Source organism: Paenibacillus sp. BSR1-1 (assembly GCF_030403775.1).
Lineage (GTDB): Bacteria > Bacillota > Bacilli > Bacillales > Cytobacillaceae > Neobacillus.
In genome coordinates this window covers 410,255-436,461 of record NZ_JAQMWQ010000001.1, presented here as the reverse complement: position 1 = coordinate 436,461, position 26,207 = coordinate 410,255, and the positions used below count along the sequence as shown (strand labels likewise).

Genomic DNA, 26,207 nt, shown 5'->3' with positions numbered 1-26,207 from the left:
ACATAGATAATGAGAACAGATGTAGAAATTGGCAGCTTTTTTCTAATCTTCAAAGATTAATTTCTATAACACTAGATATCTTGAATCTTTTTAGAGGGCAGGGGAACAGATTTGCATGAAAAACTAATGCCATTTAGTGCTGCGCTAATTTTTTTACTTGGCAGTTTTAGTGTAATGCCGGGTTCAGATGTTAAGGCAGAGGGGACAAATAGTATTCAGAATCAAAGATCAGGGATCCAAAATGAACTGATCAAAGCGAATGAGGAAATTACTAAGGTTCAAGATGAACTTACAAAGCTGACAGAACAAATAAAAAGAGTTGATCAGGCAATTATTGATAATAATAATATGATCGTCCAGACCGAAGCAAAAGTAATCGCTTCTAAGAAGGAAGTAGAAGAGTTAGAGAAAGAGGTTTCTAACATAAAAGGAAGAATAGACAAACGTAATAAAATAATAAAAAAGCGTGCCCTCTCTCTTCAAGAAAGTGGTGGAAAGGTAAGTTACATAGATGTGGTCCTTGGTTCCTCGAGTTTCAGTGATTTTGTTGGCAGATTGGGAGCAGTGGCAACCATTGTCGAAGCAGATCAAGATCTTGTTAGGCAGCATAAAGAGGATCAGATTGATGTCGAAAGGAAACAATTGACTGTTGAAGAGAAACTTGCTGACCTAAAAAGTTTAAAAACCGAGCTTGAGGGCATGCAGGCCCTGATTTTAGAACAAAAACAGCAGAATGATGCTTTAAAAGAAGAGCTAAAATTAAAGGAACAGGAAAAGCTCAATGAAAAGGCAAATTTGCAGCAACAGGATAGTAATTTAGCTGCAAAAGAAGCTGACTTATTGGCAACGGGACTCTTTTCTTCAGATCCTTTAAGTGTGATTTTTTCAATACCAATATCACCAAATGAAGCAATCAATACAGTTATCCATGCCGGAGAAAAATATATTGGAAACTCAGTTTATGTTTTTGGAGGCGGCAGGAATGCAGCCGATATAGCCAATGGCAGATTCGATTGCTCTGCATTTGTATCTTGGGCATTTGCTCAGGCAGGGATTAAAGTAGGCGCACACACAGATATTTTAAAAAATACAGGTACAAGAGTTCCGTATAGTGATGCACGCCCCGGGGACATGGTATTTTTTGATACTTATAAAATTGACGGCCATGTTGGCATTTATCTTGGTGACGGAAAATTTATTGGTTCACAAAGTTCTACCGGTATTGCTATTGCTGATTTGAGTTCAGGGTACTACGCAAAGAAATTTAATGGACGTGTAATGAGAGTTATTAATGACTAAATCAAAGAAAAGAAGCGATGCATAAATGGCATCGCTTCTTTTTTATGGCTGTCTTAAGCTTAGTAACCCTTCAAGGACTGTTTTCAGTTGGATTAGTTTTGCTTCGGCTTCTGGCTCTAACTCGACTTGACCTCCTTCATTAAAGCTTAGCTTAAATTGAGGTAGGTTTGAGTTTCCTGTAGTAATTTTATGTGCCAATAATTTAACATTTTTGAGTCCGATATTTCCGTTATCAGGAAGATAATTCTCAGTAAATTCAGCGTTTGTAACATTTAAGCTAAGATTATCAAAATGAACTGTTTCGTTTGGAGTCATGTTAAGCGTTACAATCCCATTTGGAGTTTTAACTAATTTTTTAATGGTTAAGCCTTCTGCTGTAAGATCTTTGAAATTTAATTCGAGCATTGGCAGATCCTTTTGTTGGGATGTATCACCAGCTATCATCGATGGGCCACTCATAGTACCATCCATTTGTGCTGCTTCAATCATAAATCCAATAATTGTTGAATTACTGGCAAAACTAACCTTATTAGGAATCAAGAGCCCGCCAATTATTAGGAAAAATATGATTACAAACTTATAAGCATTACTTCTACATTTCAATGCCATCACCATTCTTATCTATATCCTTGGATGCACTATTGTTCTGAAATTGTTTCTTTACCAGTAGCAACTTCTACTTCGGCAAATTTATTTACATTTGGCTGAAGGATTGTCTCACTAGTCCCAAGCTCAGGCTTCCAGGCTATAAGCATTGAACCGCCAACAATGCCAAGAATTGTTCCAAGGAATAAACCGCCCAAAGCCCCCAAAATCGATAAAACAGAAGAGAAAATCGCTAAAACTCCGAGAAGTGTTGAAAGTTTTGGCATAATATGTCCTAGCACCCCTAATATCAATGTTAGGCCCCCTAAGAAGAAGCCTGCAAACAAAATATTTCCGGGGGTTGCAGCTAGTTCATAAAGTTGTGCTGGAACATATAAAATGATAATTCCTGAAAGGATACACAAGGTCGCCCCCCAAAAAGGGCGCCTTGATCTCCATTTTTTAAACCTCTCGCGTTTTGAATAAGTAGAGTTCATTTTTTATCATCCTTACTCAAATTTTCTATGTTGATATTTTTTTAGTTGCTTGGAATTTCAAAATACACCTTCATATTGGATAAAGAAACTTTATCCTGCCATAAATACAAGGTTTTCAATTCACCATTATTAATAGTAATGGTGTTCGCGCTTTGAGTGAAGCCTGTGGCGGCTTGTGTTATAGGGTCTTTATCTGCAACATATGTTTCTTTCATTTCCATATTTGTAAATTCAGCATCTCCGCTGACCACGGTTGCCTTTTGTAATAGGCCATCGATTTTAACTGGATTTGCATCATTTTTGGACTCAATAACAACTCTAAAAGTTGGTAAACCTGGGATTGAAATGCTCTTTGAGATTTCAAGTCCATAAATGGTTGCATGTTCAATTTTATTTACCGCGACAGGTACATTTTGTTTTTGAGTGCTATCTGCCATTCCACCTAATAATTGGAAGTTTTGACCTATCATTTTGTCGAATTTAACCGTGAATTCCCCCACCCCGCTTAATGGAACTGCAGCAGCAACACCGGTTACTCCAAAAAGGCCAAGAAGTGTTCCTAAAAATACAAATCCACCTAATAATGCAAGTACTAGTTTTTTCTTGACTGTTTGACCTCCGATAATGATTGTTTCAGCTGTCATATTTTTTCCTCCCTTTTGTTTTGTAGCGGAAGCAGGTAATGTATGTAATCGCTTTCGCCATTCGTCACAATTTTATGACAAATTCATAATTTCGTTAATCCCTACATTTGTAGGAAGTTTTGCCTATGACTAATAATTAAGCGGCGGAATTCGCCAAAATAATGAAAAATATAGAAAATGAGCAGGAAATATGGCATGTTTAACTGAATTTATAGAGATAGTGACGATTGATTTATTCTATAGACACAGCTTAGAGGCTCAGGAGGGGGTCGTAATGTCGAAATCGCTTAATAATCATTTAGACATTCTTTTAAATGATGCTGTAAAATTACTAACTAATTATCAGTCCGAGCTTATACAAGAGTGGGAGCTGACGCTTCAATCTCTTAAAAATACAAAAAAAAGGTCAATAGCGGTATTCGAATTTATCAGTGAGTTTTTAGTTGCGTTTTTATATTCAGTACATAATGGAAATGCCGATTTATATAAAATGTTAGATGAAATTCAGCGGGAGTGGCATGATCATTTTAAAAGAGATCCGGAACCTGAAGCGCTTATTTTTCATTTGAACTTGTTAGAAAACTCTGCTCATAAAGTGCTAAAGTCTAGAATCGCTTATTCATCAAAATTACATCCATCAGTCCATTATTTATTTTCAAAGATTAGTGAAGTGATGCTTTTTCAATCGGAAAAGGAGAATAATACGATTTGGAAGGATGCTGTTATATTATTTAATGAATGGATTATCCGCTCACAAAATTTTTCGGAATCCGTAGAAAATATTTGTTTTGGATTTGGCCATTTTCTCCCTTTTAAGCGATGTGCTCTGTTTAAGTTTACGAATAAAGAAAGGGTAGGGGTGGGCTTGTTTGGCCATCAATTAAATAATGAGGATGTTAAAGCAATCGCTGAGAAAATTACCAATATCCCTGTTCTTAATGAAAGTATTGTTAAACTTAAATCACAAGGGCACGAAATGAAAAATTTTCAGCCAATCTATATACCGGTCGCCGAAAAAGATCTACCTGAAAAATATGTAAAGAAGTTTGAACTTTCTTCCTTAATTATTGTTCCTATCTATGTTCCGGAGGAAGGAAAAATAATTGGAGGGGTAGTATTAGACCAAGGTCCAGGAAATCATTTTACGGTAGATACAAGTCTTTATCCAGCATTAATGAAATTTGGTCAAAGCTCTGGTGAATTGTTATCTAAATTTATCCAAGCCGAAATTAAACAACCAAATTTTTCTGATAATAGTTCGGTTACCTTGTCTCCGAGAGAAACGGAAATTATTAAGCTTTTGGCAGATGGTGCTTCAACAGCAGAGGCAGCCTTAAAGCTTTATTTGAGCGAATTTACAGTAAGAGACTATATTTCAAATATTATGAAAAGGCTAAATGCACAAAATAGGACTGAAGTTGCGGTGAAAGCAATTCGAATGGGATTAATTGAATAATTTTATTCTTGCTATCAAGTTGGAAAATGAGTAAAATAGGAAAGTTCATTGATATTATTTTGGGACAAAAAGTTAGGAGATTTCACAACATGGATTTACTTATGATCTTAAAAGCAATTATTTTAGGGCTGGTGGAAGGAGTAACTGAATTTGCTCCTGTTTCGTCAACTGGCCATATGATTATTGTCGATGATATGTGGCTAAAGTCAGAAGCGTTTTTAACAAAGCACGGTGCTAATACCTTTAAGGTAGTTATTCAACTTGGTTCGATATTAGCGGTTGTGGTTACCTTTAAAGACCGATTTATTGAAATGTTAGGATTAGGGAAATTTATCAAGCATGAAAATCCAAGTCAGGGACGGCTTAAATTATCTCAGGTTATAGTGGGTTTAATTCCTGCAGGTGTTCTAGGGGTTTTGTTTAATGATTATATCGACGAACACCTATTCTCTACTAAAACTGTTTTAATTGGCCTCGTAATTGGCGCTGTGTTTATGATCCTTGCTGATATTATAGGGCCGAAGAAGCCTAAAACGCAAACTGTAGATCAAATCACATATGGACAGGCAATAGCAGTTGGTATTTTTCAATGCTTCTCATTATGGCCGGGATTCTCACGTTCAGGCTCCACTATATCAGGTGGTGTACTTCTGGGAATGAGCCACCGCGCTGCTGCTGATTTTACTTTTATCATGGCGGTTCCGATTATGGCAGGTGCAAGTTTCCTTTCCTTACTGAAAAACTGGCAATATATGACGATGGATACATTGCCGTTTTTTATCGCTGGATTTATAAGTGCTTTTATATTTGCCTTACTATCGATTCAATTTTTCTTAAAACTTATTAATAAAATAAAGCTATTGCCATTCGCAATTTACAGAATTGTATTGGCATTCATAATTTATATTGTTTTCTTCTAAAAAATTTGGCAGCTCCGTAATGGAGCTGCCTTTTCTTTTTAAATGTAATCAGGGTAATCACTTACAATTCCATTAATATTAAAATGTCTTAACAGTTTTACATCGCTTTTCTTTTTAACAGTCCAAATAATTGTTTTAAATCCATGGCGTTGAATTCTTTTTATTAGACGCTTGTTTATCATAGTTATTTTGGGATTTACATAGGAAGCAAAACTAGAAAAACCAATTAATTCATTCGTTGAAAGTCCATTTACAACTGTATTTTTAATCAAAACACCAATGGGTACTGAAGGCAGCAAATGATGTATACGTTTTAACGAGATTTTATCAAAGGATTGAATAATAATTTGATGTTTGTTTTCTCCAGAAGCAAGTCCTCTTACTTTCAGCTCATTTGCTATTTTTTCTTCGATTTGAGGATATAATGAAGGTTTCTTTAATTCAATGAGTAATCCTGTAACACCAGCATATTCATCTAAGAATTCACTGAATGTTGGAACCTTTTCACCTGCAAAGCGCGGATGAAACCAACTGCCAGCATCTAGCTCATGAATTTCTTTTAAAGTTAAATCTTTTACTCTCCCTTTGCCATTTGTAGTTCTGTTTACTGTCGGATCATGGATGATAATCAATTCTCCATCTCTTGTCATCTGGATATCAATTTCAAGGAAGTCGACACCTAATTCTAAAGCTTTGTTAAAAGAGGCAAAGGTATTTTCAGGACAATACCCTGCTGCACCTCGATGGCCAATTTTTAATGGGGCTTGGCCTTGGGGGCTCTTAGTTAAACGATTAATCAGGCGAAATAAAATCAAAAAAATCAGCATGAAAATGGTAACAACATTTCTCAATTATTTGCTCCAATCCATAATTAGTTGTGAACATATTATGGAAAAACGCTTTATTTGTCAAATTTGAAAATTATTTCAGGACAAATACCCAGTAATTTTGATGAGAATAGGCTTATTCTTTTTTTCCAATTCTGGGTTATATGGATAAGTGTCTATCGCACATTTTTATCTAGGTGAATAGGATATAGGGAATTAAGAAAAGGAGGTAATGTAAATGTCTGGTGCAGCAGGTGGATACGGTGGCGGATTTGCCCTACTAGTCGTTTTATTTATTTTGTTAATTATAATTGGGGCTTCTTGGGGTTACGGAGGATTTTATTAAGATAAATTGGAGGTAATATAATGTTTGGATATGGCTATGGAGGCTACGGCCATGGAGGCTGCGGCTTTGGATATGGCGGCGGTTTCGCGTTAATCGTTGTCTTATTTATCCTTTTAATCATTGTAGGTGCAGCTTGCTTTAGATGGTAATAGAGGACTATGTACTAACCCGTTTGATTTAATCAAACGGGTTTTCATTTGCAACTTGAGAGGACTTTTTCCATTTTTTGAACTCTTCAATCTCTGTTCCTAACTTGTTTATAGTGTAGCCAATTACTGCAGCATCATCCATAATTCCAAGTCCAACAATAAAATCTGGGACCAAATCGATTGGTGAAATAAAATATAGGACGGCCCCAATACAAGTCAAAATAGTAGCATTAGAGATATTTTTGTAGTCACCTTTTGAATAGGCTTTTATCATTTCAACCAGTAATTGCAGCTTCTCCCAGGCTTCACCAAGGTTTCCTTTTCGTTGATTGGCTTTTTTTATTGCTTTATTCAGAAGCCCCTCCGTTTTTTCTGGTTTGTTCAAATAATCTTCTGCTTCGATCCGATATTTATTCTGCTCTAATTCCAATACTTCTTTTTTTCCGAACATACTTTTCACTTCCTTTAAGGAGTTTCCCCCTTTAGTTTGCCTCCAAAATAAAAAAACATTATTTATGATGGAATTGAAAAAACAGGTGCATCGCCGCACCTGTTTTCAATCTTATGCTAATACTAAGTTTTCAGTGTGATGGTTTGAATGGTTTCCAACAATTTCTTCTACCTCAACGCCATCTAATGTTTCTTTTTTTAATAAGGCATTGACTAATTGCTGATACTGATATTGATGGCCATTTATTAAGCCTTCAGCTTTTTCTAGGCCTTTTTCAAATAGTTCTTGCATTTTAGCTTCTTTATCCTGTTTATTAAAGGTTAGGGTAAATCCGTTCTGAAGCATACCAGTATCGACCATTTGCTCAATAATCTGTTTTGCCTGCTGAACATCACCACTAACGCCAATACTATGTTCCCCAAGAAACATTCTTTCTGCTACCCCGCCCGCTAAAACCATAGCTACGCGGTCTAATAAGTCACTCGTGGTTGATAAATGAAGCTCTTTTGGAATTGGCGCAACATATCCAAGCGCCTCTCCGCGAGGAATAATCGTCGCTTTTCTTACAGAACCTGGTTTTGTTAATGAGGCAACTATGGCATGTCCTGCTTCGTGAATCGCAACTCGCCGTTTTGTATCGAGATCTTGTAAAGAGCGGGACGTGCTTCCTAATATGGTTCGGTCAAGTGCATAGTCGAGATCACCCTTTTGAATCATATCTTGACCGTTTCGAACAGCCCGTCTGCTGGCCGTTTCAAATAAAGATTGAAGTTCTGCTCCAGAAAAGCCAGATGTACTTTCCGCTAATTCATCTAGTGAAGCATGGATATCTTCTGCGAGCGCTTTTCCTTTCGTATGAATATTAATGATTTCTCTTCTTCCTTTCGTATCAGGGAGCGAAACATGAAAGGAGAAATCAATTCGGCCTGGACGCAGAAAGGCCTCATCCAGCATATCCTTTCTGTTGGTAGCAGCTATAAATAAAATTCCATCATTGGAATGACCGCCATCAAGCTGAACAAGAAGTTCAGTAAGTGTTTTTTCTGCTTCCTCACCGCCATGTGCTTTACGTTTGCCGGCAAGTGCATCCACTTCGTCAATGAAAATAACAGCTGGACTTTGTTTTCTTGCTGTTTGGAATAAGGAACGAACTCGGCTTGCACCAACACCAACAAACAATTCATTAAAGGCTGAGCCGCTTGCAGAAAAAAATGAAGCATTTAATTCACGGGCAATCGCCTGAGCAAGCAGAGTTTTACCTGTGCCTGGAGGCCCGTATAAAAGGATGCCCTTTGGCGGCTTAATTCCTAATTTAATAGCACGCTCAGGCTCTTTTAAGGTTGTGAGCGTTTGAAGAATCTCTTCCTTCATTTCTTCTCCAAGACCACCTATATCTTCAAGAGTAATAGATGGCAAAGGTCTTGACTTTGCAACACTGTTTTTCATGGAGTTTTTAAGACCAAATCCGCCCTTTGCTTTTTGCAAAGTAAAAGCTGCACCAGCTAATAGTAAAACAACTCCGCCCATAATCCATTTTCCGTAGCGGCTGGTAGTTGAATAGGAGTATTTAATATTATATTTTTCAACAAGTTTGTCGACCATTTGGCTATTTGGAGGAACATGGGAAACAAATTCCGCTTCCCCAGCTTTAATATATATACTGCCATCTGCTTGTTCAGTTAGGGAAACTGTTTTTCCCTTTTGCGCTTGAATAGTTTTTTCTACAGATGAAAATGGGATAGACACTTCATTTTTCGTGCTTTGGACAAACCAAATTATGCCTGAAATAACTATAATAAACGCCGCGAACAGCGGTATGAACTTAGAAACTTTTCTTTTGCTTTCATTCATTAATCCTCATCTCCTTTAACAGAGTACTTCTCTATTATAAAGGTATTTCCAGAAAAATGGATGTGGGAATCGGTGGGAAAAAAAACACCAGCCATTATTAAATGATTGGTGTTTTATGGATGTTATGATAATAAGCGGAGGTGTGGGAGTATCGGCATTAAAACGCTTTGGGCAAGTACTCCGATACTAACGCCGACACTGGATGCTTTGCTCCATTTGAAAACATGAACTTTTTCGTCTTTTCCTTCATACAAAAATAATAGCTGATCGCCTTCTTCAACAATCCCAATTTTTTTATAAGACACCTTATTTTGCTCAAGGACAATTGCAAAAGCCTTTGTCATTAAATCTAAGGTTGGCTGGTCAATCTTCGTGATATCCATAATGCCTCCTAAGCTATTTTTATCTATTAAGAACATAATTACATTATAGTCTTTTCGGTTACTCGATAAAAGAAATACTTCATATACTAAATTGAAATATTGCAAAGGTAACAATTTCTCTGATAAGATTTAAGTTATGGACAAAAATTTTCATTGTCAAAAGAGAGGAAGACAAGATGGGTAACAATTTTAAACAAGAAGTATTGTCACGCCGGACATTTGCGATTATTTCCCACCCAGATGCCGGAAAAACAACACTAACGGAAAAACTATTATTATTTGGCGGAGCGATTCGTGACGCTGGAACTGTAAAGGCGAAGAAAACTGGAAAATTTGCAACAAGTGACTGGATGGAAATTGAAAAGCAGCGGGGAATTTCTGTCACCTCTAGTGTGATGCAATTTGATTATAACGGATTCCGCGTTAATATTTTGGATACACCGGGACACCAAGATTTCAGTGAAGATACGTACAGAACTTTAATGGCTGTTGATAGTGCCGTAATGATTGTCGACTCAGCAAAAGGGATTGAGGAACAAACACTCAAGCTTTTTAAAGTGTGCCGGATGCGCGGCATACCGATTTTTACATTTATGAATAAATTGGATCGGCAAGGGAAAGCACCGCTTGAATTGCTGGCCGAACTTGAAGAGGTTCTCGGAATAGAGTCATATCCCATGAACTGGCCTATTGGTATGGGGAAAGAATTCCTCGGTATTTATGACCGTTTTAATAATCGTGTTGAGCAATTTCGGGTGAGTGAAGAAGACCGATTTATCCCTTTAAATGAAGAGGGAGAAATTGAAGGCGACCATCCAATAAAAAGCTCAGGTCTTTATGATCAAACATTAGATGAGATTATGCTCTTGAATGAAGCAGGGAATGACTTTTCGGCGGACAAAGTAGCAGCGGGTACGTTAACACCTGTTTTCTTTGGTAGTGCGTTAACGAATTTTGGAGTTCAGACATTCCTGGAGTCCTACCTGAAGTTTGCTCCACCTCCCAAGGCTAGAAATTCATCTGCTGGTGAAATCGATCCATTGGGAGAACAGTTTTCTGGCTTTGTTTTTAAAATTCAAGCCAATATGAATCCTGCTCATCGGGACCGAATTGCATTTATTCGCGTTTGCTCAGGAAAATTTGAACGCGGGATGACGGTTAATATACCAAGATTAGGTAAACAATTAAAGCTTTCCCAATCCACTTCGTTTATGGCAGAAGAACGAAATACGGTAGACGAAGCTGTCAGCGGCGATATTATTGGTCTTTATGACACCGGTACTTATCAAATTGGTGATACCCTTACCACTGGTAAAGACGATTTTCAATATGAAAGATTACCTCAGTTTACTCCGGAATTATACGTGAAGGTTTCTGCTAAGAACGTCATGAAGCAAAAATCCTTCTATAAAGGAATTCAGCAGCTCGTTCAAGAAGGTGCTATTCAGCTGTTTAAATCCGTAAGGATGGAGGAGTATTTATTAGGGGCAGTCGGCCAGCTTCAGTTTGAAGTATTCGAACATAGGATGAGAAATGAATATAATGCTGAAGTTTTAATGGAGCGTATCGGTTCTAAGATTGCTCGGTGGGTGGAAAATAATGAAGTAGATGAAAACCTTTCAAGTTCGCGAAGCCTACTGGTAAAGGATCGTTACGACCATTATGTGTTTTTATTCGAAAACGATTTCGCCCTCAGATGGTTCCAAGAAAAAAATCCAAATGTTAAGCTATATAATCCAATGGATCAAAATGAATAAACCACGAAGGCGGGAATTATCCCGCCGTTTTTATTCTAATGAATATTATGAAAATTCGAACTAATTTCCTATAGACGAAGCTTTTTGGAAAAAATTACAATGAAAACAATTATCGGTAATTTTTTAAGGGGGAGATATATTGGAAAAAGGGTATTTTTTCACTGGTTTTCCAGGCTTTATTTGTAATCAACTAATTCGGGAAGTATGGAAGAAAAATAATTATCAGGGCCATGTTTTCGCACTAATACTGCCAGGTATGGCCGATAAAGCAGAAATTGAACGAAAAAAGATTCTATCAGAGCTTGGACTTTCAGATAGTTCTTTCACGATAATCGAGGGTGACATTACAAGATCTGAATTGTTGAATAATCCTGAAGAAGTGGTAAATTTAAAGGAAAAGATTACCCATGTGTTCCATTTAGCTGCTATTTATGACCTGGCAGTTCCCCGGGATATTGCTTATAAAGTAAACGTTTACGGGACAGCAAATGTAAATGAATGGATAAGAGGGCTGCCTAATGTAAAAAGATATATCTATTTTAGTACTGCCTATGTCGTTGGAGTACGAGAGGGTACTCTTTATGAAACGGAACTAATCAGGCCAGCACGCTTTAAAAATCATTATGAAGAAACGAAATTTGAAGCTGAAGTATTGGTAGAAGGAATAAAAAAAGATGTACCAGTCACAATTATCCGCCCAGGTATTGTCAAAGGACATTCTCATACCGGTGAGACAATTAAATTTGACGGGCCTTATTTTATCATGAACTTTTTAGAGCGGCTAAAATTTTTACCTATTATACCGCGCTTAGGAAAAGGTGAAGCATTTGTCAATCTTGTCCCTGTCGACTATATTATACAAGCAACTGCGTATCTCAGCTTCTTAGAAAAGGCTGCGGGTAAAACATACCATTTAACGGATCCTCGACCTTATCGTGCATCAGAGTTATATGAAATTATTATGCAGGAGCTTCTGAATAAACAGCCAAAAGGATCGATCCCTTTAACTCTTGGTAAATGGTTTCTTTCCATAAAACCAATAAGGAAATATCTTGGCGTAGAAAAAGAAGCTTTAGATTATTTTACTTGGAAGGGCAATTTTGACAACACCCAAGCTCAAAATGATTTAAAGGATTCTGGAATCATATGCCCCGATTTTAGAGAGGGAATAAAACCAATGGCAAGCTTTTATTTAAGGCAAAAAGATAACCCAAGCTATCATATAAATATCTTATAAAAAGGGTGAAGGTTCATGGATGCGGTTCATGAAAAACTAAAAGTTATTGCTCCTGCAACAGGTGAGCAAATAGGCGAGATTGAGGAAACTCCTGTAAGTCAAGTAGGCTCTATTTATCATAAAGGACGGACTGCTTTTCAAGTATGGAGTAAGCTGCAAATAGGGGAACGGCTAAAGTATTTAAAAAAACTGAAAGAAATAATGGTTGAAGAGATGGAAGTAGTGGCAGACATTATTGCTGCTGACACCGGTAAGGTTGTAACGGAGGCTCTTATCGCAGATATCATGCCAACCTTAGATAGCATTGATCATATTTGCAAGCATGCAGAAAATATCTTAAATCGAAAGAAAGTGACAACTCCCATATTATTAATTGGCAAAAGATCCTATATTGAATATATGCCACGAGGAATCGTACTCGTTATTTCGCCATGGAATTATCCTTTACAGCTTGCGATGGTACCCATGATTAGTGCGCTTGCATCAGGGAATACAGTTATATTAAAACCATCAGAAGTTACACCGCTGGTTGGGAAATGCATTGAGGATTTATTTCGTAAAGCCGGATTTCCAGAGGGAGTCGTCCAAATAGCTCATGGGGGAAAAGAGGTTGGGGCGGCATTTACAAAAGGCAGGCCTGATTATATCTTTTTTACGGGATCTGTCAGAACGGGTAAAATCATTCAGGAAGCTGCCGCAAAGGAATTGATTCCAACGACACTTGAACTTGGCGGCAAGGATCCGATGATAGTATTTAAGGACGCTCATTTAGAGAGAGCAGCAAAAGGGGCTGCATGGGCTGCTTTTACCAATAGCGGTCAAGTTTGTATGAGTGCAGAAAGACTATATGTAGAAAAAGAAGTGTATTCGAAATTCATTTCTTTATTGAAAAAGGAAATTTCAGAACTACGACAAGGAACAGATCGAAATGCAGATGTAGGCTCTATGACGTTTCCAGCACAAGTTCAAATTGTAAAGGATCAGCTGGAGGATGCCCTGGGCAAGGGGGCTGTCCTGGAAACGGGAGTCCCTCCTGAGGAATGGCAAAATGGGATGTTTTTGCCATTAACGGTGGTAACAAACGTCAATCACCGGATGAAAATTATTCAAGAAGAGTCGTTTGGACCTATTCTCCCTATCATTCCTTTTGAAACAGAGGAAGAGGCAATTAGGCTTTCAAACGATACAGTTTACGGATTAAATGCAAGTGTTTGGTCAAAAGATATTCAAAAGGCACGCAGAGTAGCCTCGAAGCTTATTTCAGGGGCGGTGGTAATTAATGATGCCATCATTTCAGTTGCCAATCATGGTCTCCCGTTCGGAGGTACAAAGCAAAGCGGCATAGGAAGATATCATGGGGATGCTGGTCTGAAAATCTTTTGTCATGAAAAATCAATTGTTGAGGACCGAGGACGGAAGAAGACCGAAATTCATTGGTACCCCTATGAAGATAAGTACCCAATGTTTCTCACTCTTTTTAAAAGTTACTTTAAAGCTAAACGAAATTGGCTGCAATTTGCCAAAAGTTATTTAAGTATTTTAAAGAAAAGTTAAACTTGGGAAATTTCAATGGGCACCGTTATTTTAGCATGAGACTGGATAGACTAAATTAAAGTGTTTTGAATTTTAAATAATGCCTAGAAGAAGCGGGATCGTACCATGAAAAAGATGAATAAATTGGAAACAGTGTTATGGAATATTGCATTTCCAGGATTTAGCCAACTGTTAATGAGACAGTATATTAAGGGTATATTGTTTGTAGCATTAGAATTTATCATGAATGTGAATAGTAATTTTAATCAAGCCATTATGTACAGTTTCTTAGGCGAAATAGAAAAAGCTGAGTCGGTCACCAATTATCAATGGCTCATGTTTTACCCATGTGTTTATATGTTTTCCCTTTGGGATGGCTATCGTTCGGCCATGCCAGAAAATGAGAAACACTCCTATTTACCGTTTGTATTCGGTGCCTATTTTGTTACTGTAGGCTTGATGTTATCTCCAAAGATTTCACTATTTCAAGTGCACCCTGGACCAGTTTTTTTACCCATGTTATTTTTAATCCCAGGGCTGCTAATTGGCTTCTTAATAAAACTTTTGTTATCTGTTAAATTTCATAAGCAATAAAAAGCATCAAATCATGTATTGATTTGATGCTTTTTTATTGGGAAAAAAAACTTTCCGATAACCCCCAGAAACACCTTCATATGAAACGTAATTATTTAATGAAAATAGCGATCGCAAATTTTTTTAAATAATAAACAAGAAAAGATAGCCATTCTTGGGGTCTATCTTTTTTGGAAAATGCTTTGCCCACATAAAGTCCAAAAGTAACATTCGTATGTTATAATTGGTCGAATAGAGGTGAGCAAATGCTAAGTTTATTGTTTATGACCAAAAAGAAAAAAAGAACGTTAGAAGAAACGGTCACCTTAATTCAACAAGGTGATAAATCTTTAATTAATGAAATAATCGATGCCTATAAACCTTTTATTGCAAAAACAGTATCTTCCGTTTGCAGACGATATATATATGAATCCGATGATGAATTTAGTATTGGTCTTATCGCATTTAATGAAGCGATTGAAAAATATTCACCCGAACGTGGGAGCTCACTATTAAGCTTTTCAGAGGTCATTATCAAAAGAAGAGTTATTGATTATATCCGTAAACAGACTAAAAACCAACATATTAGTATTGACTTAACTAATGCATCAAATGAAGAAGAGTCACCTGGTACTGTGATTGTAAATGAACTTTCTCTTGATGACTTTCATAAAAAAAATGATGAACAGCTCAGGAAAGATGAAATTATACAATTTCAAACCTTATTAAATACATTTGATTTAAATTTCAGCGATTTGGTTGAGAATTCTCCAAAGCATGCTGATGCGAGGGAAAACGCCATTTATGCAGCCAAAATGCTGATTGAGAATCAAGAATTGAAGGATTTGTTATTTGAAAAAAAACGCCTTCCTATTAAGCAGCTAGAAAAGATGGTAAATGTCAGCAGAAAGACGATTGAACGAAATCGAAAATACATTATTGCGATTGCTCTGATTTTATCGAGTGATTATGTTTATTTAAAAGATTATTTAAAGGGGGTGCTAGAGGAATGAAAAAGGGAATAGTAATGAAAATTGATAACGGATTTCTAACACTTTTAACCCCTGAAGGTGAATTTTTGCGTGCCCGAAAGCAAGACCAGACATATTCAATTGGGGAAGAAATACATTTTTTTCCCTTTGAAAGTAGTAGAACTAATCTATCATTTCATGGAGCGAAAAATTTTTTAAGACAAAAATCTGTATGGGCTGCGGCAATGTCGTTCATTATTATCCTAGGCGGGGTAATTATCCCAATGTACCAAGATAATAAAGCATATGCTTATATGTCTATTGATGTAAATCCGAGCATTGAGCTTGTTGTCAATAAAAAATCGCAGGTTGTTAAATTAACTGGATATAATAAAGAAGGAAAAAAAGTTATTTCAGAGTTGGATGATTGGGAAAAGCAAAACGTTTCTGACGTAACTAAAGCAATTCTAGCCGAAATGAAAGATGAAGGATATTTGAATAATAATGAAAAAATTATCCTCTCAGCTGTTCGAACCAAACATCTGGAAAAGACTGCAGAAGAAAAACTTCAAAAAAATATCAAGGATATCAAATCAACTGTTAAAAGACAGCATCATGAGCTTACTGTTGTTGAAGGAACAAAAGAAGATTTGAAAAAAGCACATAAACACGGATTAACAACAGGGAAAAGCATGACCAACAAGGACAAAGAAAATTTGAAAACAAATGTAAATAATAAAGAAAATAATCCTGTCCTTCCGACCCCGTCAGAAAAAACAGAAAAAATAGAAAAAACAGACCCAACAGGGCCACCTAGTCAAATAAAAAAACAAACCGAAAACACTACTATTAATAACAGAGGTTCAGAAAATAAAAATAACCGAGTTGGCGGTAACTCAATTCCTCCTGGACAATTAAAAAAGATGGAAGAGGAAAAAATTAAGCAGAATTACGACGGGCAAACAAAAAAACAGAATTACGGGCAGACAAAAAAACAATCGGTTCCAAAGGAAAACCCGTCTCAAAAAAATAAAATCAAAAATAATGAAAAAAAGAATGGAAATGCCAAAGTACACCTTAATGTCAATTTAGATGATAAAGAGGTAAATCTTGAAGTAAATTTAAATGGTTTGATTAAATAAATAGAAGTCCGGGATAACCCCGGACTTTTTTCCATGGTATGAAATTATTGGTTTGTTAAATTACCCGATAATTGGGCTTGAGCTTGTTGCACAAGTCTTTTTGTAATTTCGCCGCCAACAGAACCATTGGCTCTAGAGACTGTATCTGAACCTAAATTAACTCCAAATTCCTGGGCAATTTCATATTTGACCTGATCCAAGTACTGCTCAATTCCAGGCACTAATAATTTATTGCTGCTATTAGCCATCTCATTCAACTCCTTTTTATCTCAGAGATTTTTATCTCTGTAGCAATATTATTTATTTGCTTCCTTGTTTTCATGAGTGGTAATGTTTTTCGGATATGGAATACTTGTTTATTTTAATCATTTATTGCTTCTAATAAGAGGTCAACAATATGGATTCCTCTCATCTTAACGGAGAGCCCTTCACGTTCGATTCCAACCATCATTTGTAATAAGCAACCAGGGTTTGCAGTGACAATAGTTGCGGCCTGAGTATTTTTCGCTTGAATCATTTTATTATCCAGCAACTTCATTGACATTTCCGATTCGATTATATTATAAATTCCAGCAGACCCACAGCAGCGATCCGCATCTTTCATTTCCACATATTCAACCCCTTTTATGGACTTTAACAGTGTTCTAGGGGCAGAAGCAGTTTTCATGACATTTCTCAGGTGACATGAATCTTGGTAGGTAATAATTTGCTTAGGTAGTTCTAATTTTACCTTTTGATGAAAACCAACTGACACTAAAATTTCCGATATGTCTTTAATTTTTTCGACGAATAATTTTGCGCGGGCACTCCATTCAGGTTCGTCCTTTAACAAATGATCATAGTCAATTAAGAAGGCACCGCATCCGCCCGCATTCGTAATAATAAAGTCAACATTCAATTCATCGAATGCTTGAATATTTCTTTTGGCCAAATCCTTTGCGGATTGTTTTTCACCGCTATGTCCATGAAGGGCACCACAACAGGTTTGATTTGGCGGGATGACAATATCGCATCCCGTTATTTGTAATAATTTGCATGTGGCATCATTTGTTTTCATAAACATAGTATCCATTAAGCAGCCGCTAAAGAATGCCACGCGATGCTTTTTGGTTCCGATTGAGGGCAGGTATTCTGGACGATTTTTCATTTCCTTCATCGTCGGCACTTTGGGGAGTACCTTTTCCATTGTTACTAAATTTTCCGGCAATAATCCTAAAAAGCCAATTTTTCTAGCAATCGTTTGAATGCCTGAGCGTTGATAAAATCCAATTAAGCCAGTTAAATTTTTCATTCGATTTGGATGAGGGAATAAGCCTTCAAATACCGTTTTTCGGACTATTCTAGCTGGCATGGAAAATTTTTTGTTTTGGTTGATGACATCCCGTGCATCCTCTAGTAGATGCCCATATTTTACACCGGAAGGACAAACTGGTTCGCAGGCTCTACAGCCGAGGCAGAGTTCAAGTGACCGTTCAAAGTCCTCATCCGGTTCAATTAATCCATCAACAACGGCCTTCATTAAGGCAATTCTTCCCCTTGGTGAGTGAGACTCTTTATAGCCTGATTCTATATAGGTCGGGCATGAAGGTAAACAAAATCCACACCGCATACAATTTAGTAACTCATCTTCATTCATTTGTTCCTTAAATTTTTCTTGAAGGATTTCTCTTTCTTTCACTGTTGTCATTTCCCGACCACCACGCGCTTCCTGTTGTCTTTTGCAAAAACCTTGCCAGGATTCATAATATTATTAGGATCCAATGCTTGTTTGATTGCTTTCATGACAGCAATGCCTTCTTTACCTAGTTTTAATTCAAGGTATGGCGCTTTCATGACACCAACACCATGTTCACCCGTAATGGTGCCGCCAAATTCGATTGCCTTTTCAAATATTTCAGCAAAGGCCATTTCTACTCTTTCCATTTCCTCATGATTGCGGGAATCTGTTGGGCAGGTTGGATGGAGGTTTCCATCACCAGCATGTCCAAACGTACAAATATCAAGCTGATATTTTTGGGCAATTTCATTTATGGCGTTTACCATTTTCGCTAATTCTGACCTTGGAACGGTTGCATCCTCAAGAATCGTTGTCGGTTTTAAACGGGCTAAAGCGGATAGGGCAGTACGTCGTGCTGTTCGTAACGCTTCCGCTTCTACTTCAGTTGCCGCTACTTGAACAGAGACTGCTTTTTCCTGTTTACAAATCTCAGCTATCCGTTCTAAATCTCGGTTTACCACTTCAGGAGGGCCGTCCTGTTCAATTAATAAAACAGCCTGCACATCTGTCGGCAGTCCGATTTGCGCGAATGCTTCGACTACCTTTAAGGTTGGCTGATCTAGAAATTCAAGTGTTGTCGGGATAATTTTATTAGCGATAATTTTCGAAACAGATTTGGCAGCTGCTTCAAGATCCTGATATAAGGCCAGCATGGTTTTTTTAGTTTCCGGCATGGGGATAAGCTTTAAAGTCGCTTCTGTAATAATGCCAAGAGTTCCTTCAGATCCAACCATGAGACGAGTAAGATCATAACCTGCTACATCCTTAGCCAGTTTTCCGCCTGTACGAATAATATCACCGTTAGGAACAACAACTTCCAATCCAATAACATAATCCCGTGTAACGCCATATTTAAGTCCACGGAGCCCGCCTGAGTTCTCGTTAATGTTGCCGCCAATCGTGGAAATCTTCATGGACCCTGGGTCTGGTGGGAAAAACAGACCTTTTGCTTCAACAGCATTTGTCATATCAAGGGTAATAACTCCTGGTTGAACCGTTACAGTTAAGTTATCTTCATCAATTTCTAAAATATTGTTCAGATGCTTAAAAAGAATTACGACTCCACCTTCTGTTGGGCATGTACCTCCACAAAGATTAGTACCTGATCCTCGCGGGACAATGGGGATTTTATACTCATTACAGATTTTTACGATTTCAGATACCTCTTGACAATTTCTTGGACTAACAACCGCATCGGGAAGGGATTGAAAGTTTGGCGTTGAATCATAGGAGTAAGAAAGTCTTTCCACCTTGCTATCATCAAAGTTTTCACTGGTTACAACAGAGATTATTTTTTCTTTTACAATACTCGAAAGCATAATGTTCCTCCTTTTTAGTGAACGCGCTTACAAAATTAACTAATATAAGTATAAAAAAAACAGGCATTTGCCTGCTATGGATAAACATCTAAAAAAATATCATTTTAATAGTTAATTTTTGTTTGTTCATCTAAAAGGAGGGTTGCAAGATACATGGTTAATAAATCATGGATATTATTCGAATTTAATCCGGATAACTCCTCCGCTTTCTTCAAACGGTAATGGAGGGTATTGATGTGGATATGTAAATTTTTTGCTGTATTTTTTAATGAATGATTTTGGTTAAATAATTCCTTGATGGTTGCCATAAGTTCTTTTTCCTGGGTTAACGGTCCAAGCGTCCGCTTTATAAAATCCTTTTTTGTTTTTTGACTGATTTCTTCTAAGAGCATCTCCAGGGTTAGATCCTCATCAAATGCAATAATGCTGGGTGATTTTACAAATTTTAAACATCTTTCAGCTTGAGAGTAGGAGACACTGATCTCTTTAGGGTCCGCTGGCTGGCCGACACCAGCAATCGCATGAATGTTAAAACGCTCTAATAAAAAATGAAAAAATTGTTTTAAACGCTTTTCTATCATTGCTCGAGAAGCATCGTATGTGCAATTGAAAAACAGAATGATTCGTTCATTTCCTGATCGGGCGACAACTTCTTGATCATTTGTATGAAATCTTTTAAAAATCGAGGACCATGTTTCCCGGGTTATTGGGGAGGTAAGTCCAGAAAATTCAATGATTACTGCATATCTTTTTATTTCCATATCGATGTTAAGTAGTCTTGCGCGATTCATAAAAGCATCATTCCACGCTTTGGCTTGGACCCAATCCATGACAAAAGATTCCAAAGCACGGGAATGCCAATCAAATTGTTCTGCATAATAATTTTCACTGATTAAAAGCTCGGTCATTTTTCGGATGATTTCTCCAAAAGGCGTTACTTTTGCTGGGTCTCCCGTAATACCGATTACCCCAATTACGTCATTTTGGAAAAAAATCGGAAAGTTAATACCTGCTTTTACGCCGATAAGTTTGGTTTGATCTTCTTTTGTTATAATCATCTTTCTCTTATTTTGAGAGGCATTAAGCGCCCCTTCATGAAAGGTTCCTACTCGTTCAAGGTCTGTACTAGCAATGATATACCCTTCAGTATTCACGACGATAATATCCTCGCCGATTAACTTTCTCACTTCTTTTACAATTTTCTCAGCGAGTTCAGGTAATAACATGATTTGTCCCCCTCAAAAAACTATCCTATTAATTATATCATGCAAATAAAAAACTCTGGGAGGCATAGTCCCAGAGTTTTTTACATTCAGTCGCTTCCATGGCTGACATCTTTGGAAGGATGCATAAATGGATAGCCTTTTGGCTTTTTTTTGCTTTCGAGAAGCTCACGGTTTTCAGCAGTATTCCAGCCAATATCATTGGTAGGATGAACCCACTGGTCCCCTGACATAATGGCAGGATCGGTTTCTTTTGACCAGTTTTCCAAAGGCGAGTTTTCAGACGCATAAAGACTGTCTCCGATGACAACGCCATGCTCATTTGTGAAAGGAGCCTCCATTTTAATACCAGTACCTTCAAAACTGGGGGCGTTAATTTGGTGGGGCATAGTTTCGTTAATGGTTACATTGTCTTTTTTTTCTTTTGTCATTTTTTCACCACTCCATTTTTTCTTATTTTCTTTCAACAGGATAATTTTATGAATGAAAAAAAAGGAAACGAATGATTAATTCATAAATGAAAAAACTAAATATGTACGATTACTGATTAGGAGGAGTTACAAAATGGCGAAGCGTAAAGCGGAATTTGATGCAGTGGAAAAATATACGAAAACCCCGCACAAAAATGTTCAGGAAAGTGAATTCTCAGCGGAGTTCACTGATAATAACAATGCTATTCGATTTCAAAACCGGAATTCAAAACTAGGAAAAAAAGGAAGAAGCTAAAATGGCAGGGCGTCGAAAAATCCCCCCACGTATTCCGACAGAGGATTTCAGTATGGAAATTGGCGATGTTAATGGGGTCAAGCTATATGAAATAAAAAAGATATTTAAGCAAAAAGGGGCAAGGAAAGAAAAATAAGCCGGGAATTCCCGGCTTATTTCTTTCATCTATAGGGAAATATAAGTGTCCGATTATTGGTTGGATCGAAATAGGCCAATAAATAGGAAGGAACCATCTTTATCTCACCTGTTGCTAAATAACTTGATAAATCAAAAGAAAGCTCTTCAAGCATTGTATGCTTATATAATTCCTTTTCATTAAGGTCCAGTTTAATAAAAGCTTCTCCCAATAAAGAAGGATTTTCAGCGATTTGTTTGTACACTTGTGTCCGCATATTTTTATTAAAACTAGCCTCCCACCATGGTTTTCTCGGCTTGTACTTATGATGTTTTAGGTAATCATACTTCATCAAATCAGCTGCCACATCTAGATTTTCTATCGATTTATACTCCAAAAAGGAATAGAGGCGGCGGAATAAATCTTCAAGCTGATGGCCAATTCTTGACCACTCTTTCTGGTCCCAGTAGGATCCGAATTCTTGAAAGAAATCAAATGGTGAAGGGAAAACCTGCGTTACCAAATATTCAACCGTATGATCCATACGGTGGTCATTCCAATACTTCTCGAGGACATCTTCTACTTGTTTAATTCTTACGATATCGTCAAAGGAAAGAACATTATTGCTTAGGATTTCATACGGTGAATGATCCATATATACATATTGATGCTCATCAGCACGTAGTCGGACCCCTGTGCCACGCAGCATTTTTAAGAACCCTAATTGCAATTCTTCCGGTCTCATTTCGAAAACATCGTTAAAGGTTTTTCGGAAAGAGGCATAGTCCTCTTCCGGAAGTCCAGCAATTAAATCAAGATGTTGATCAATTTTTCCGCCTTCTTTTACTAAGGTAACAGTTCTGGTCAGCTTTGCAAAATTCTGCTTCCGCATTACAAGTTCGTTAGTATAATCATTTGTCGACTGGACACCGATTTCAAAACGGAACAAGCCTTCAGGTGCCTCTTGATTTAAAAATTCGATAACCTCAGGGCGCATGATATCAGCTGTAATTTCAAACTGGAATACCGTCCCTGGGAGGTGTTCATCAATGAGAAATCGAAACATTTCCATAGCATAACTTCTGCTGATATTAAAGGTGCGGTCAACAAATTTAATCGTCTTTGCACCATTTGTCATTAAGTAACGGATATCTTCTTTTATTTTTTCGCGGTCAAAATAGCGGACGCCAATTTCAATAGAAGACAAACAGAATTGGCAGCTAAATGGACACCCGCGGCTTGTCTCAATATAAGTTACCCGCTTGCCCAAATGGGGAATATCCTCAGTGAATCGGTATGGTGATGGCAGTTCTTTCAAATCAGTCTTATTTCGTTGTGGTGTGCACTTCACGTGACCATTTTCACGGTAGGCAACACCATGAACATTCAATAAATTATGACTCGTCTCTAATTCAGTTAGCAGCTGTTTAAACGTTTGTTCACCTTCACCAATTACAATAAAATCAATCTCTGGATAGTTTTCCATCCAATGAATTGTATCGTAAGTAACTTCAGGACCCCCTAAGACGATTGTAATAGAAGGATCTATTTTTTTAATCATATTGACAACTTTAAGCGTTTCTTCAATATTCCAAATGTAACAGCTGAAACCAATTACAGACGGTTTTTGTTGATAAAGGTCTGAGACAATGTTCATAATTGGGTCTTTTATTGTGTATTCTTTAATTTGAATGTCATACTCAGGCAAAGCATAGGCTTTCAAATAGCGGATTGCTAGGTTTGTATGAATATATTTGGCATTCAGGGTAGAGCAAATAACCTTCATAAAAATACTCCTTTTGCTAAGGCTCTTTTCGTAAATTTTGTTGCTTTTGGAACTTATTAAGGGCCATTTACGAAGTTCTCAGGCAATTTTCGCAAATGTTCTTACGAAAAGATACACGAAAAATCTAGTTTTACGAGTTGATGAACTTATACGAAAAACAATAATCTTTGCGAAAATAGCCTTTGCTTAAATAAAACAATATTTTATTATAGTCTATTTTAAACAAAAATGATAGAAGTAAACCATGGAAAAAGGCCCACGCTTGTTATGCGTGGGTCTTAAGCATTAATTCATTTTCCCAAGCAGAGATAATTCCAGCACTTTATAGTAATATGATAAATATAAAAATTTGAACATTCTATCTTTTGTATCCGTCATCAGATGACCGGTTAATCAGTTGTACGGTGGCACCAAATATATTAGATATTAAGAAGGGGAGAAACACATGAAGGTTACTCTTTTTGCAACTTGTTTAGTTGACTTATTTCAAAGTAATGTAGGTAAAGCGACAGTTGAATTACTGGAAAGGCTGGGGTGTGAAATTGATTTTCCGGAATCACAGGTTTGCTGTGGACAGCCAGCATATAATAGCGGTTATGTTAAAGAATCAAAGGAAGCAATGAAACAAATGATTGATACTTTTATGGATGCAGAATACGTCGTGTCTCCTTCCGGATCATGCGCGTTCATGTTCCATGAATATCCTCATATTTTTAAAGGTGACCCTGTTTGGGAACCAAAAGCAAAAAAATTGGCTGAAAAGACATTTGAGTTAACACAATTTATTGTTGAAGTTTTAAAAATAGAAGATGTCGGGGCTAAATTTGAAGCGAATGTAACGTACCATACTTCTTGTCATATGACGAGATTATTAGGTGTAAAAAAGGCACCTATGATTCTTTTAAAAAATGTTAAGGGGCTAAAGTTTACAGAATTGCCAGGCAAGGAACAATGCTGCGGATTTGGGGGAACCTTTTCAGTTAAAATGTCGCAGATATCTGAGCAAATGGTCGATGAAAAGGTGTGTCATATAGAAGAAACCGAGGCTGAGTATTTAATCGGTGCTGATGCAGGCTGTCTTATTAATATAGGCGGCCGAATTGAAAGAATAGGAAAGCCAATTAAGGTGTTACATATAGCTGAAGTATTAAATTGCCTGTAAATCAAGCGCTTGAGAGAATGTGAAATCAATTGAAGGATGGAGGAGTATTCAAATGGCAATGAAGATTGGCACGGATCAATTTAAGGAACGTGTTGATAAAGGAATACATAATTCCTTTATGCGTGGTGCGGTGGCTGGTGCACAGGATGGAATGGGTATAAAAAGACGTTTAGCAACTGAGGAACTGGGAAACTGGGAAGATTGGCGTTCACATGGTGAAGAAATCCGACAGCATGTTCTAAAGTATTTAGATTATTATTTAGAACAATTAAGTGAGAATGTCGCAAAACGGGGCGGCCATGTTTTTTTCGCTCAGACAAAAGAAGAGGCGAGTGGGTATATTCGCAGCATTGTTCAAAAGAAAAACGCAAAAAAAATCGTTAAATCTAAATCGATGGTCACCGAAGAAATTAGCTTAAATGCAGTACTGGAGAAAGAGGGATGTGAGGTTATTGAAACTGACCTTGGGGAATATATTCTTCAAGTCGATGACCATGACCCGCCATCCCATATTGTGGTTCCAGCACTGCACAAAAATAAAGAGCAAATTCGCGATGTGTTTAAAGAAAAATTAGGTTATACAAAAACTTCGAAGCCAGAAGAGCTGGCCGCACATGCACGGGAAATGCTTCGTAAGGAATACTTATCAGCCGATATCGGAATTACGGGCTGCAACTTTGCTATAGCTGAAACGGGTTCGTTTAGTTTAGTAACAAATGAAGGGAATGCTGATTTAGTAACAGCATTACCGAAAACGCAGATTACTGTCATGGGAATGGAAAGAATTGTTCCTACATTTGAAGAAATGGAGGTTCTCGTCAGCCTCTTAACAAGGAGCGCGGTAGGGCAAAAATTGACGAGCTATATTACGGTTTTAACAGGACCAAGAGAGGAATTAGACGTTGATGGTCCGGAGGAATTTCACCTCGTAATCGTCGATAACGGCCGTTCCAATATTTTAGGTGGAGAATTCCAGGCAGTCTTGCAATGTATCCGCTGTGCCGCGTGTATAAATGTCTGCCCAGTTTATCGTCATGTAGGGGGCCATTCATATGGTTCCATTTATTCCGGACCGATTGGAGCTGTGTTATCTCCATTGCTTGGAGGATATGACGAATATAAAGAATTACCTTATGCCTCCACACTTTGCGGGGCTTGTACTGAGGTTTGTCCTGTAAAAATACCGTTACACAATCTTCTTCATAAACACAGGGAAATCATAGTTGAAAAAGAAGGGAAAGCTCCAATATCTGAAAAGCTGGCGATGAAAGCATTTGGTTTAGGAGCGGCCTCTCCGACATTGTATAAGCTTGGTACTAAAATGGCACCGGCAGCCATGAATCCGTTCACCGTAGGAGATAAAATCTCAAAAGGTCCTGGTCCCCTTAAGGCATGGACTGAAATTCGAGAATTTCCGGCTCCAAATAAAGAAAGATTTAGAGATTGGTTTAAAAATCGTGATAAGGGTGGTAAGTGAA

At 37.4% G+C, this 26,207-nt stretch carries 28 protein-coding genes; 15 read left to right on the top strand and 13 right to left on the bottom strand.

Going from position 1 to position 26,207, the window contains the following annotated elements; genetic code table 11:
- The first annotated feature begins 111 nt into the window (after positions 1-111).
- Complete coding sequence (locus PH210_RS02160) at positions 112-1,299, top strand: coiled-coil domain-containing protein (protein ID WP_289982615.1); 1,188 nt, start codon at positions 112-114, stop codon at positions 1,297-1,299.
- A gap of 42 nt (positions 1,300-1,341) precedes the next feature.
- Here the strand turns inward: PH210_RS02160 and PH210_RS02155 are convergent, their stop codons facing one another.
- The 3 genes from PH210_RS02155 to PH210_RS02145 are packed head-to-tail and all read right to left on the bottom strand — an operon-like array spanning position 1,342 to position 3,025.
- Positions 1,342-1,914: a hypothetical protein gene (locus PH210_RS02155; RefSeq protein ID WP_289982613.1), complete on the bottom strand. Its 573-nt coding sequence runs from the start codon at positions 1,912-1,914 to the stop codon at positions 1,342-1,344.
- Between the two features lie 23 nt (positions 1,915-1,937).
- A complete protein-coding gene (locus PH210_RS02150; RefSeq protein ID WP_289982612.1) occupies positions 1,938-2,381 on the bottom strand; it encodes a DUF6114 domain-containing protein in 444 nt (147 codons plus the stop codon).
- 41 nt (positions 2,382-2,422) lie between these two features.
- Positions 2,423-3,025 (bottom strand): DUF6230 family protein, encoded by a 603-nt coding sequence (locus PH210_RS02145; protein WP_289982611.1) that lies wholly within the window; start codon positions 3,023-3,025, stop codon positions 2,423-2,425.
- Positions 3,026-3,299: 274 nt separating this feature from the next.
- Between PH210_RS02145 and PH210_RS02140 the strand changes: the two genes are divergently transcribed.
- Both PH210_RS02140 and PH210_RS02135 read left to right on the top strand, forming a co-directional pair.
- Positions 3,300-4,481, top strand: coding sequence for a response regulator transcription factor (locus PH210_RS02140; protein WP_289982609.1), 1,182 nt, complete (start codon positions 3,300-3,302; stop codon positions 4,479-4,481).
- 89 nt (positions 4,482-4,570) lie between these two features.
- Positions 4,571-5,401: an undecaprenyl-diphosphate phosphatase gene (locus tag PH210_RS02135; protein WP_289982607.1), complete on the top strand. Its 831-nt coding sequence runs from the start codon at positions 4,571-4,573 to the stop codon at positions 5,399-5,401.
- A gap of 38 nt (positions 5,402-5,439) precedes the next feature.
- On the opposite strand, the gene PH210_RS02130 is transcribed toward PH210_RS02135, so the two are convergent.
- A complete protein-coding gene (locus tag PH210_RS02130; protein WP_289982605.1) occupies positions 5,440-6,252 on the bottom strand; it encodes a glycerophosphodiester phosphodiesterase in 813 nt (270 codons plus the stop codon).
- A 214-nt stretch (positions 6,253-6,466) separates the two neighbouring features.
- On the opposite strand from PH210_RS02130, the gene PH210_RS02125 reads away from it, so the two are divergent.
- Both PH210_RS02125 and PH210_RS02120 read left to right on the top strand, forming a co-directional pair.
- Entirely contained in the window at positions 6,467-6,574 is a 108-nt protein-coding gene (locus tag PH210_RS02125) for a YjcZ family sporulation protein (protein ID WP_223595085.1), read from the top strand.
- A 20-nt stretch (positions 6,575-6,594) separates the two neighbouring features.
- Positions 6,595-6,723, top strand: coding sequence for a YjcZ family sporulation protein (locus PH210_RS02120; protein ID WP_289982600.1), 129 nt, complete (start codon positions 6,595-6,597; stop codon positions 6,721-6,723).
- A 28-nt stretch (positions 6,724-6,751) separates the two neighbouring features.
- Here PH210_RS02120 and PH210_RS02115 read toward each other — a convergent pair whose 3' ends face one another.
- The 3 genes from PH210_RS02115 to PH210_RS02105 all read right to left on the bottom strand — a co-directional run bounded on the left by PH210_RS02115 (position 6,752) and on the right by PH210_RS02105 (position 9,408).
- The gene (locus tag PH210_RS02115) at positions 6,752-7,174 is read right to left on the bottom strand and encodes a YkvA family protein (protein ID WP_289982598.1); all 423 of its coding nucleotides are present in this window, start codon (positions 7,172-7,174) and stop codon (positions 6,752-6,754) included.
- 111 nt (positions 7,175-7,285) lie between these two features.
- A complete protein-coding gene (locus PH210_RS02110) occupies positions 7,286-9,025 on the bottom strand; it encodes an AAA family ATPase (RefSeq protein WP_289982595.1) in 1,740 nt (579 codons plus the stop codon).
- A 122-nt stretch (positions 9,026-9,147) separates the two neighbouring features.
- Positions 9,148-9,408 (bottom strand): hypothetical protein, encoded by a 261-nt coding sequence (locus PH210_RS02105; RefSeq protein ID WP_223595089.1) that lies wholly within the window; start codon positions 9,406-9,408, stop codon positions 9,148-9,150.
- A gap of 176 nt (positions 9,409-9,584) precedes the next feature.
- Between PH210_RS02105 and PH210_RS02100 the strand changes: the two genes are divergently transcribed.
- From PH210_RS02100 to PH210_RS02075, 6 genes are all read left to right on the top strand, one after another.
- Entirely contained in the window at positions 9,585-11,165 is a 1,581-nt protein-coding gene (locus PH210_RS02100) for a peptide chain release factor 3 (protein WP_289982589.1), read from the top strand.
- 139 nt (positions 11,166-11,304) lie between these two features.
- Positions 11,305-12,402, top strand: a complete 1,098-nt coding sequence (locus PH210_RS02095; protein WP_289982588.1) for an SDR family oxidoreductase — start codon at positions 11,305-11,307, stop codon at positions 12,400-12,402.
- Positions 12,403-12,417: 15 nt separating this feature from the next.
- Complete coding sequence (locus tag PH210_RS02090; protein WP_289982587.1) at positions 12,418-13,956, top strand: aldehyde dehydrogenase family protein; 1,539 nt, start codon at positions 12,418-12,420, stop codon at positions 13,954-13,956.
- Between the two features lie 105 nt (positions 13,957-14,061).
- Positions 14,062-14,529 (top strand): hypothetical protein, encoded by a 468-nt coding sequence (locus PH210_RS02085; RefSeq protein WP_289982585.1) that lies wholly within the window; start codon positions 14,062-14,064, stop codon positions 14,527-14,529.
- 245 nt (positions 14,530-14,774) lie between these two features.
- The gene (sigI, locus tag PH210_RS02080) at positions 14,775-15,521 is read left to right on the top strand and encodes an RNA polymerase sigma factor SigI (protein ID WP_289982583.1); all 747 of its coding nucleotides are present in this window, start codon (positions 14,775-14,777) and stop codon (positions 15,519-15,521) included.
- Positions 15,518-16,621: an anti-sigma factor domain-containing protein gene (locus PH210_RS02075; protein WP_289982582.1), complete on the top strand. Its 1,104-nt coding sequence runs from the start codon at positions 15,518-15,520 to the stop codon at positions 16,619-16,621. The genes sigI and PH210_RS02075 overlap by 4 nt, the downstream gene beginning before the upstream one ends.
- Positions 16,622-16,665: 44 nt before the next feature.
- On the opposite strand, the gene PH210_RS02070 is transcribed toward PH210_RS02075, so the two are convergent.
- The 5 genes from PH210_RS02070 to PH210_RS02050 all read right to left on the bottom strand — a co-directional run bounded on the left by PH210_RS02070 (position 16,666) and on the right by PH210_RS02050 (position 21,371).
- Positions 16,666-16,869, bottom strand: a complete 204-nt coding sequence (locus PH210_RS02070; protein WP_289982580.1) for an alpha/beta-type small acid-soluble spore protein — start codon at positions 16,867-16,869, stop codon at positions 16,666-16,668.
- 113 nt (positions 16,870-16,982) lie between these two features.
- Positions 16,983-18,308, bottom strand: coding sequence for a (Fe-S)-binding protein (locus PH210_RS02065; RefSeq protein ID WP_289982578.1), 1,326 nt, complete (start codon positions 18,306-18,308; stop codon positions 16,983-16,985).
- Entirely contained in the window at positions 18,305-19,717 is a 1,413-nt protein-coding gene (glcD, locus tag PH210_RS02060) for a glycolate oxidase subunit GlcD (protein WP_289982576.1), read from the bottom strand. The genes PH210_RS02065 and glcD overlap by 4 nt, the downstream gene beginning before the upstream one ends.
- Positions 19,718-19,821: 104 nt before the next feature.
- Complete coding sequence (locus PH210_RS02055; protein WP_289982574.1) at positions 19,822-20,943, bottom strand: CdaR family transcriptional regulator; 1,122 nt, start codon at positions 20,941-20,943, stop codon at positions 19,822-19,824.
- Between the two features lie 86 nt (positions 20,944-21,029).
- The gene (locus tag PH210_RS02050) at positions 21,030-21,371 is read right to left on the bottom strand and encodes a DUF3905 domain-containing protein (RefSeq protein ID WP_289982572.1); all 342 of its coding nucleotides are present in this window, start codon (positions 21,369-21,371) and stop codon (positions 21,030-21,032) included.
- Between the two features lie 133 nt (positions 21,372-21,504).
- On the opposite strand from PH210_RS02050, the gene ykzP reads away from it, so the two are divergent.
- Positions 21,505-21,666: a protein YkzP gene (gene ykzP, locus PH210_RS02045; protein WP_166257651.1), complete on the top strand. Its 162-nt coding sequence runs from the start codon at positions 21,505-21,507 to the stop codon at positions 21,664-21,666.
- Position 21,667: 1 nt separating this feature from the next.
- Positions 21,668-21,802 (top strand): protein YkzE, encoded by a 135-nt coding sequence (gene ykzE / locus PH210_RS02040; RefSeq protein ID WP_263297902.1) that lies wholly within the window; start codon positions 21,668-21,670, stop codon positions 21,800-21,802.
- Between the two features lie 25 nt (positions 21,803-21,827).
- Here the strand turns inward: ykzE and PH210_RS02035 are convergent, their stop codons facing one another.
- Positions 21,828-23,567, bottom strand: a complete 1,740-nt coding sequence (locus PH210_RS02035) for a B12-binding domain-containing radical SAM protein (protein ID WP_289982560.1) — start codon at positions 23,565-23,567, stop codon at positions 21,828-21,830.
- Between the two features lie 445 nt (positions 23,568-24,012).
- Between PH210_RS02035 and PH210_RS02030 the strand changes: the two genes are divergently transcribed.
- Together PH210_RS02030 and PH210_RS02025 are read left to right on the top strand one after the other, a co-directional pair.
- A complete protein-coding gene (locus PH210_RS02030; protein WP_289982559.1) occupies positions 24,013-24,729 on the top strand; it encodes a lactate utilization iron-sulfur protein LutA in 717 nt (238 codons plus the stop codon).
- 52 nt (positions 24,730-24,781) lie between these two features.
- Entirely contained in the window at positions 24,782-26,206 is a 1,425-nt protein-coding gene (locus PH210_RS02025; RefSeq protein ID WP_289982558.1) for a LutB/LldF family L-lactate oxidation iron-sulfur protein, read from the top strand.
- Position 26,207: the final 1 nt, after the last annotated feature.

Excerpts from the sequence above, each read along its gene's own strand:
- PH210_RS02150 (WP_289982612.1), bottom strand. The coding sequence starts at position 2,381 with ATGAACTCTACTTATTCAAAACGCGAGAGGTTTAAAAAATGGAGATCA.
- PH210_RS02070 (WP_289982580.1), bottom strand. The coding sequence starts at position 16,869 with ATGGCTAATAGCAGCAATAAATTATTAGTGCCTGGAATTGAGCAGTAC.
- PH210_RS02105 (WP_223595089.1), bottom strand. The coding sequence starts at position 9,408 with ATGGATATCACGAAGATTGACCAGCCAACCTTAGATTTAATGACAAAG.
- PH210_RS02120 (WP_289982600.1), top strand. The coding sequence starts at position 6,595 with ATGTTTGGATATGGCTATGGAGGCTACGGCCATGGAGGCTGCGGCTTT.
- glcD (WP_289982576.1), bottom strand. The coding sequence starts at position 19,717 with ATGCTTTCGAGTATTGTAAAAGAAAAAATAATCTCTGTTGTAACCAGT.
- PH210_RS02125 (WP_223595085.1), top strand. The coding sequence starts at position 6,467 with ATGTCTGGTGCAGCAGGTGGATACGGTGGCGGATTTGCCCTACTAGTC.
- PH210_RS02115 (WP_289982598.1), bottom strand. The coding sequence starts at position 7,174 with ATGTTCGGAAAAAAAGAAGTATTGGAATTAGAGCAGAATAAATATCGG.
- ykzE (WP_263297902.1), top strand. The coding sequence starts at position 21,668 with ATGGCAGGGCGTCGAAAAATCCCCCCACGTATTCCGACAGAGGATTTC.
- PH210_RS02090 (WP_289982587.1), top strand. The coding sequence starts at position 12,418 with ATGGATGCGGTTCATGAAAAACTAAAAGTTATTGCTCCTGCAACAGGT.
- PH210_RS02155 (WP_289982613.1), bottom strand. The coding sequence starts at position 1,914 with ATGGTGATGGCATTGAAATGTAGAAGTAATGCTTATAAGTTTGTAATC.
- sigI (WP_289982583.1), top strand. The coding sequence starts at position 14,775 with ATGCTAAGTTTATTGTTTATGACCAAAAAGAAAAAAAGAACGTTAGAA.
- PH210_RS02145 (WP_289982611.1), bottom strand. The coding sequence starts at position 3,025 with ATGACAGCTGAAACAATCATTATCGGAGGTCAAACAGTCAAGAAAAAA.
- PH210_RS02100 (WP_289982589.1), top strand. The coding sequence starts at position 9,585 with ATGGGTAACAATTTTAAACAAGAAGTATTGTCACGCCGGACATTTGCG.
- ykzP (WP_166257651.1), top strand. The coding sequence starts at position 21,505 with ATGGCGAAGCGTAAAGCGGAATTTGATGCAGTGGAAAAATATACGAAA.
- PH210_RS02110 (WP_289982595.1), bottom strand. The coding sequence starts at position 9,025 with ATGAATGAAAGCAAAAGAAAAGTTTCTAAGTTCATACCGCTGTTCGCG.
- PH210_RS02050 (WP_289982572.1), bottom strand. The coding sequence starts at position 21,371 with ATGACAAAAGAAAAAAAAGACAATGTAACCATTAACGAAACTATGCCC.
- PH210_RS02135 (WP_289982607.1), top strand. The coding sequence starts at position 4,571 with ATGGATTTACTTATGATCTTAAAAGCAATTATTTTAGGGCTGGTGGAA.
- PH210_RS02030 (WP_289982559.1), top strand. The coding sequence starts at position 24,013 with ATGAAGGTTACTCTTTTTGCAACTTGTTTAGTTGACTTATTTCAAAGT.
- PH210_RS02075 (WP_289982582.1), top strand. The coding sequence starts at position 15,518 with ATGAAAAAGGGAATAGTAATGAAAATTGATAACGGATTTCTAACACTT.
- PH210_RS02140 (WP_289982609.1), top strand. The coding sequence starts at position 3,300 with ATGTCGAAATCGCTTAATAATCATTTAGACATTCTTTTAAATGATGCT.
- PH210_RS02055 (WP_289982574.1), bottom strand. The coding sequence starts at position 20,943 with ATGTTATTACCTGAACTCGCTGAGAAAATTGTAAAAGAAGTGAGAAAG.
- PH210_RS02085 (WP_289982585.1), top strand. The coding sequence starts at position 14,062 with ATGAAAAAGATGAATAAATTGGAAACAGTGTTATGGAATATTGCATTT.
- PH210_RS02025 (WP_289982558.1), top strand. The coding sequence starts at position 24,782 with ATGGCAATGAAGATTGGCACGGATCAATTTAAGGAACGTGTTGATAAA.
- PH210_RS02065 (WP_289982578.1), bottom strand. The coding sequence starts at position 18,308 with ATGACAACAGTGAAAGAAAGAGAAATCCTTCAAGAAAAATTTAAGGAA.
- PH210_RS02035 (WP_289982560.1), bottom strand. The coding sequence starts at position 23,567 with ATGAAGGTTATTTGCTCTACCCTGAATGCCAAATATATTCATACAAAC.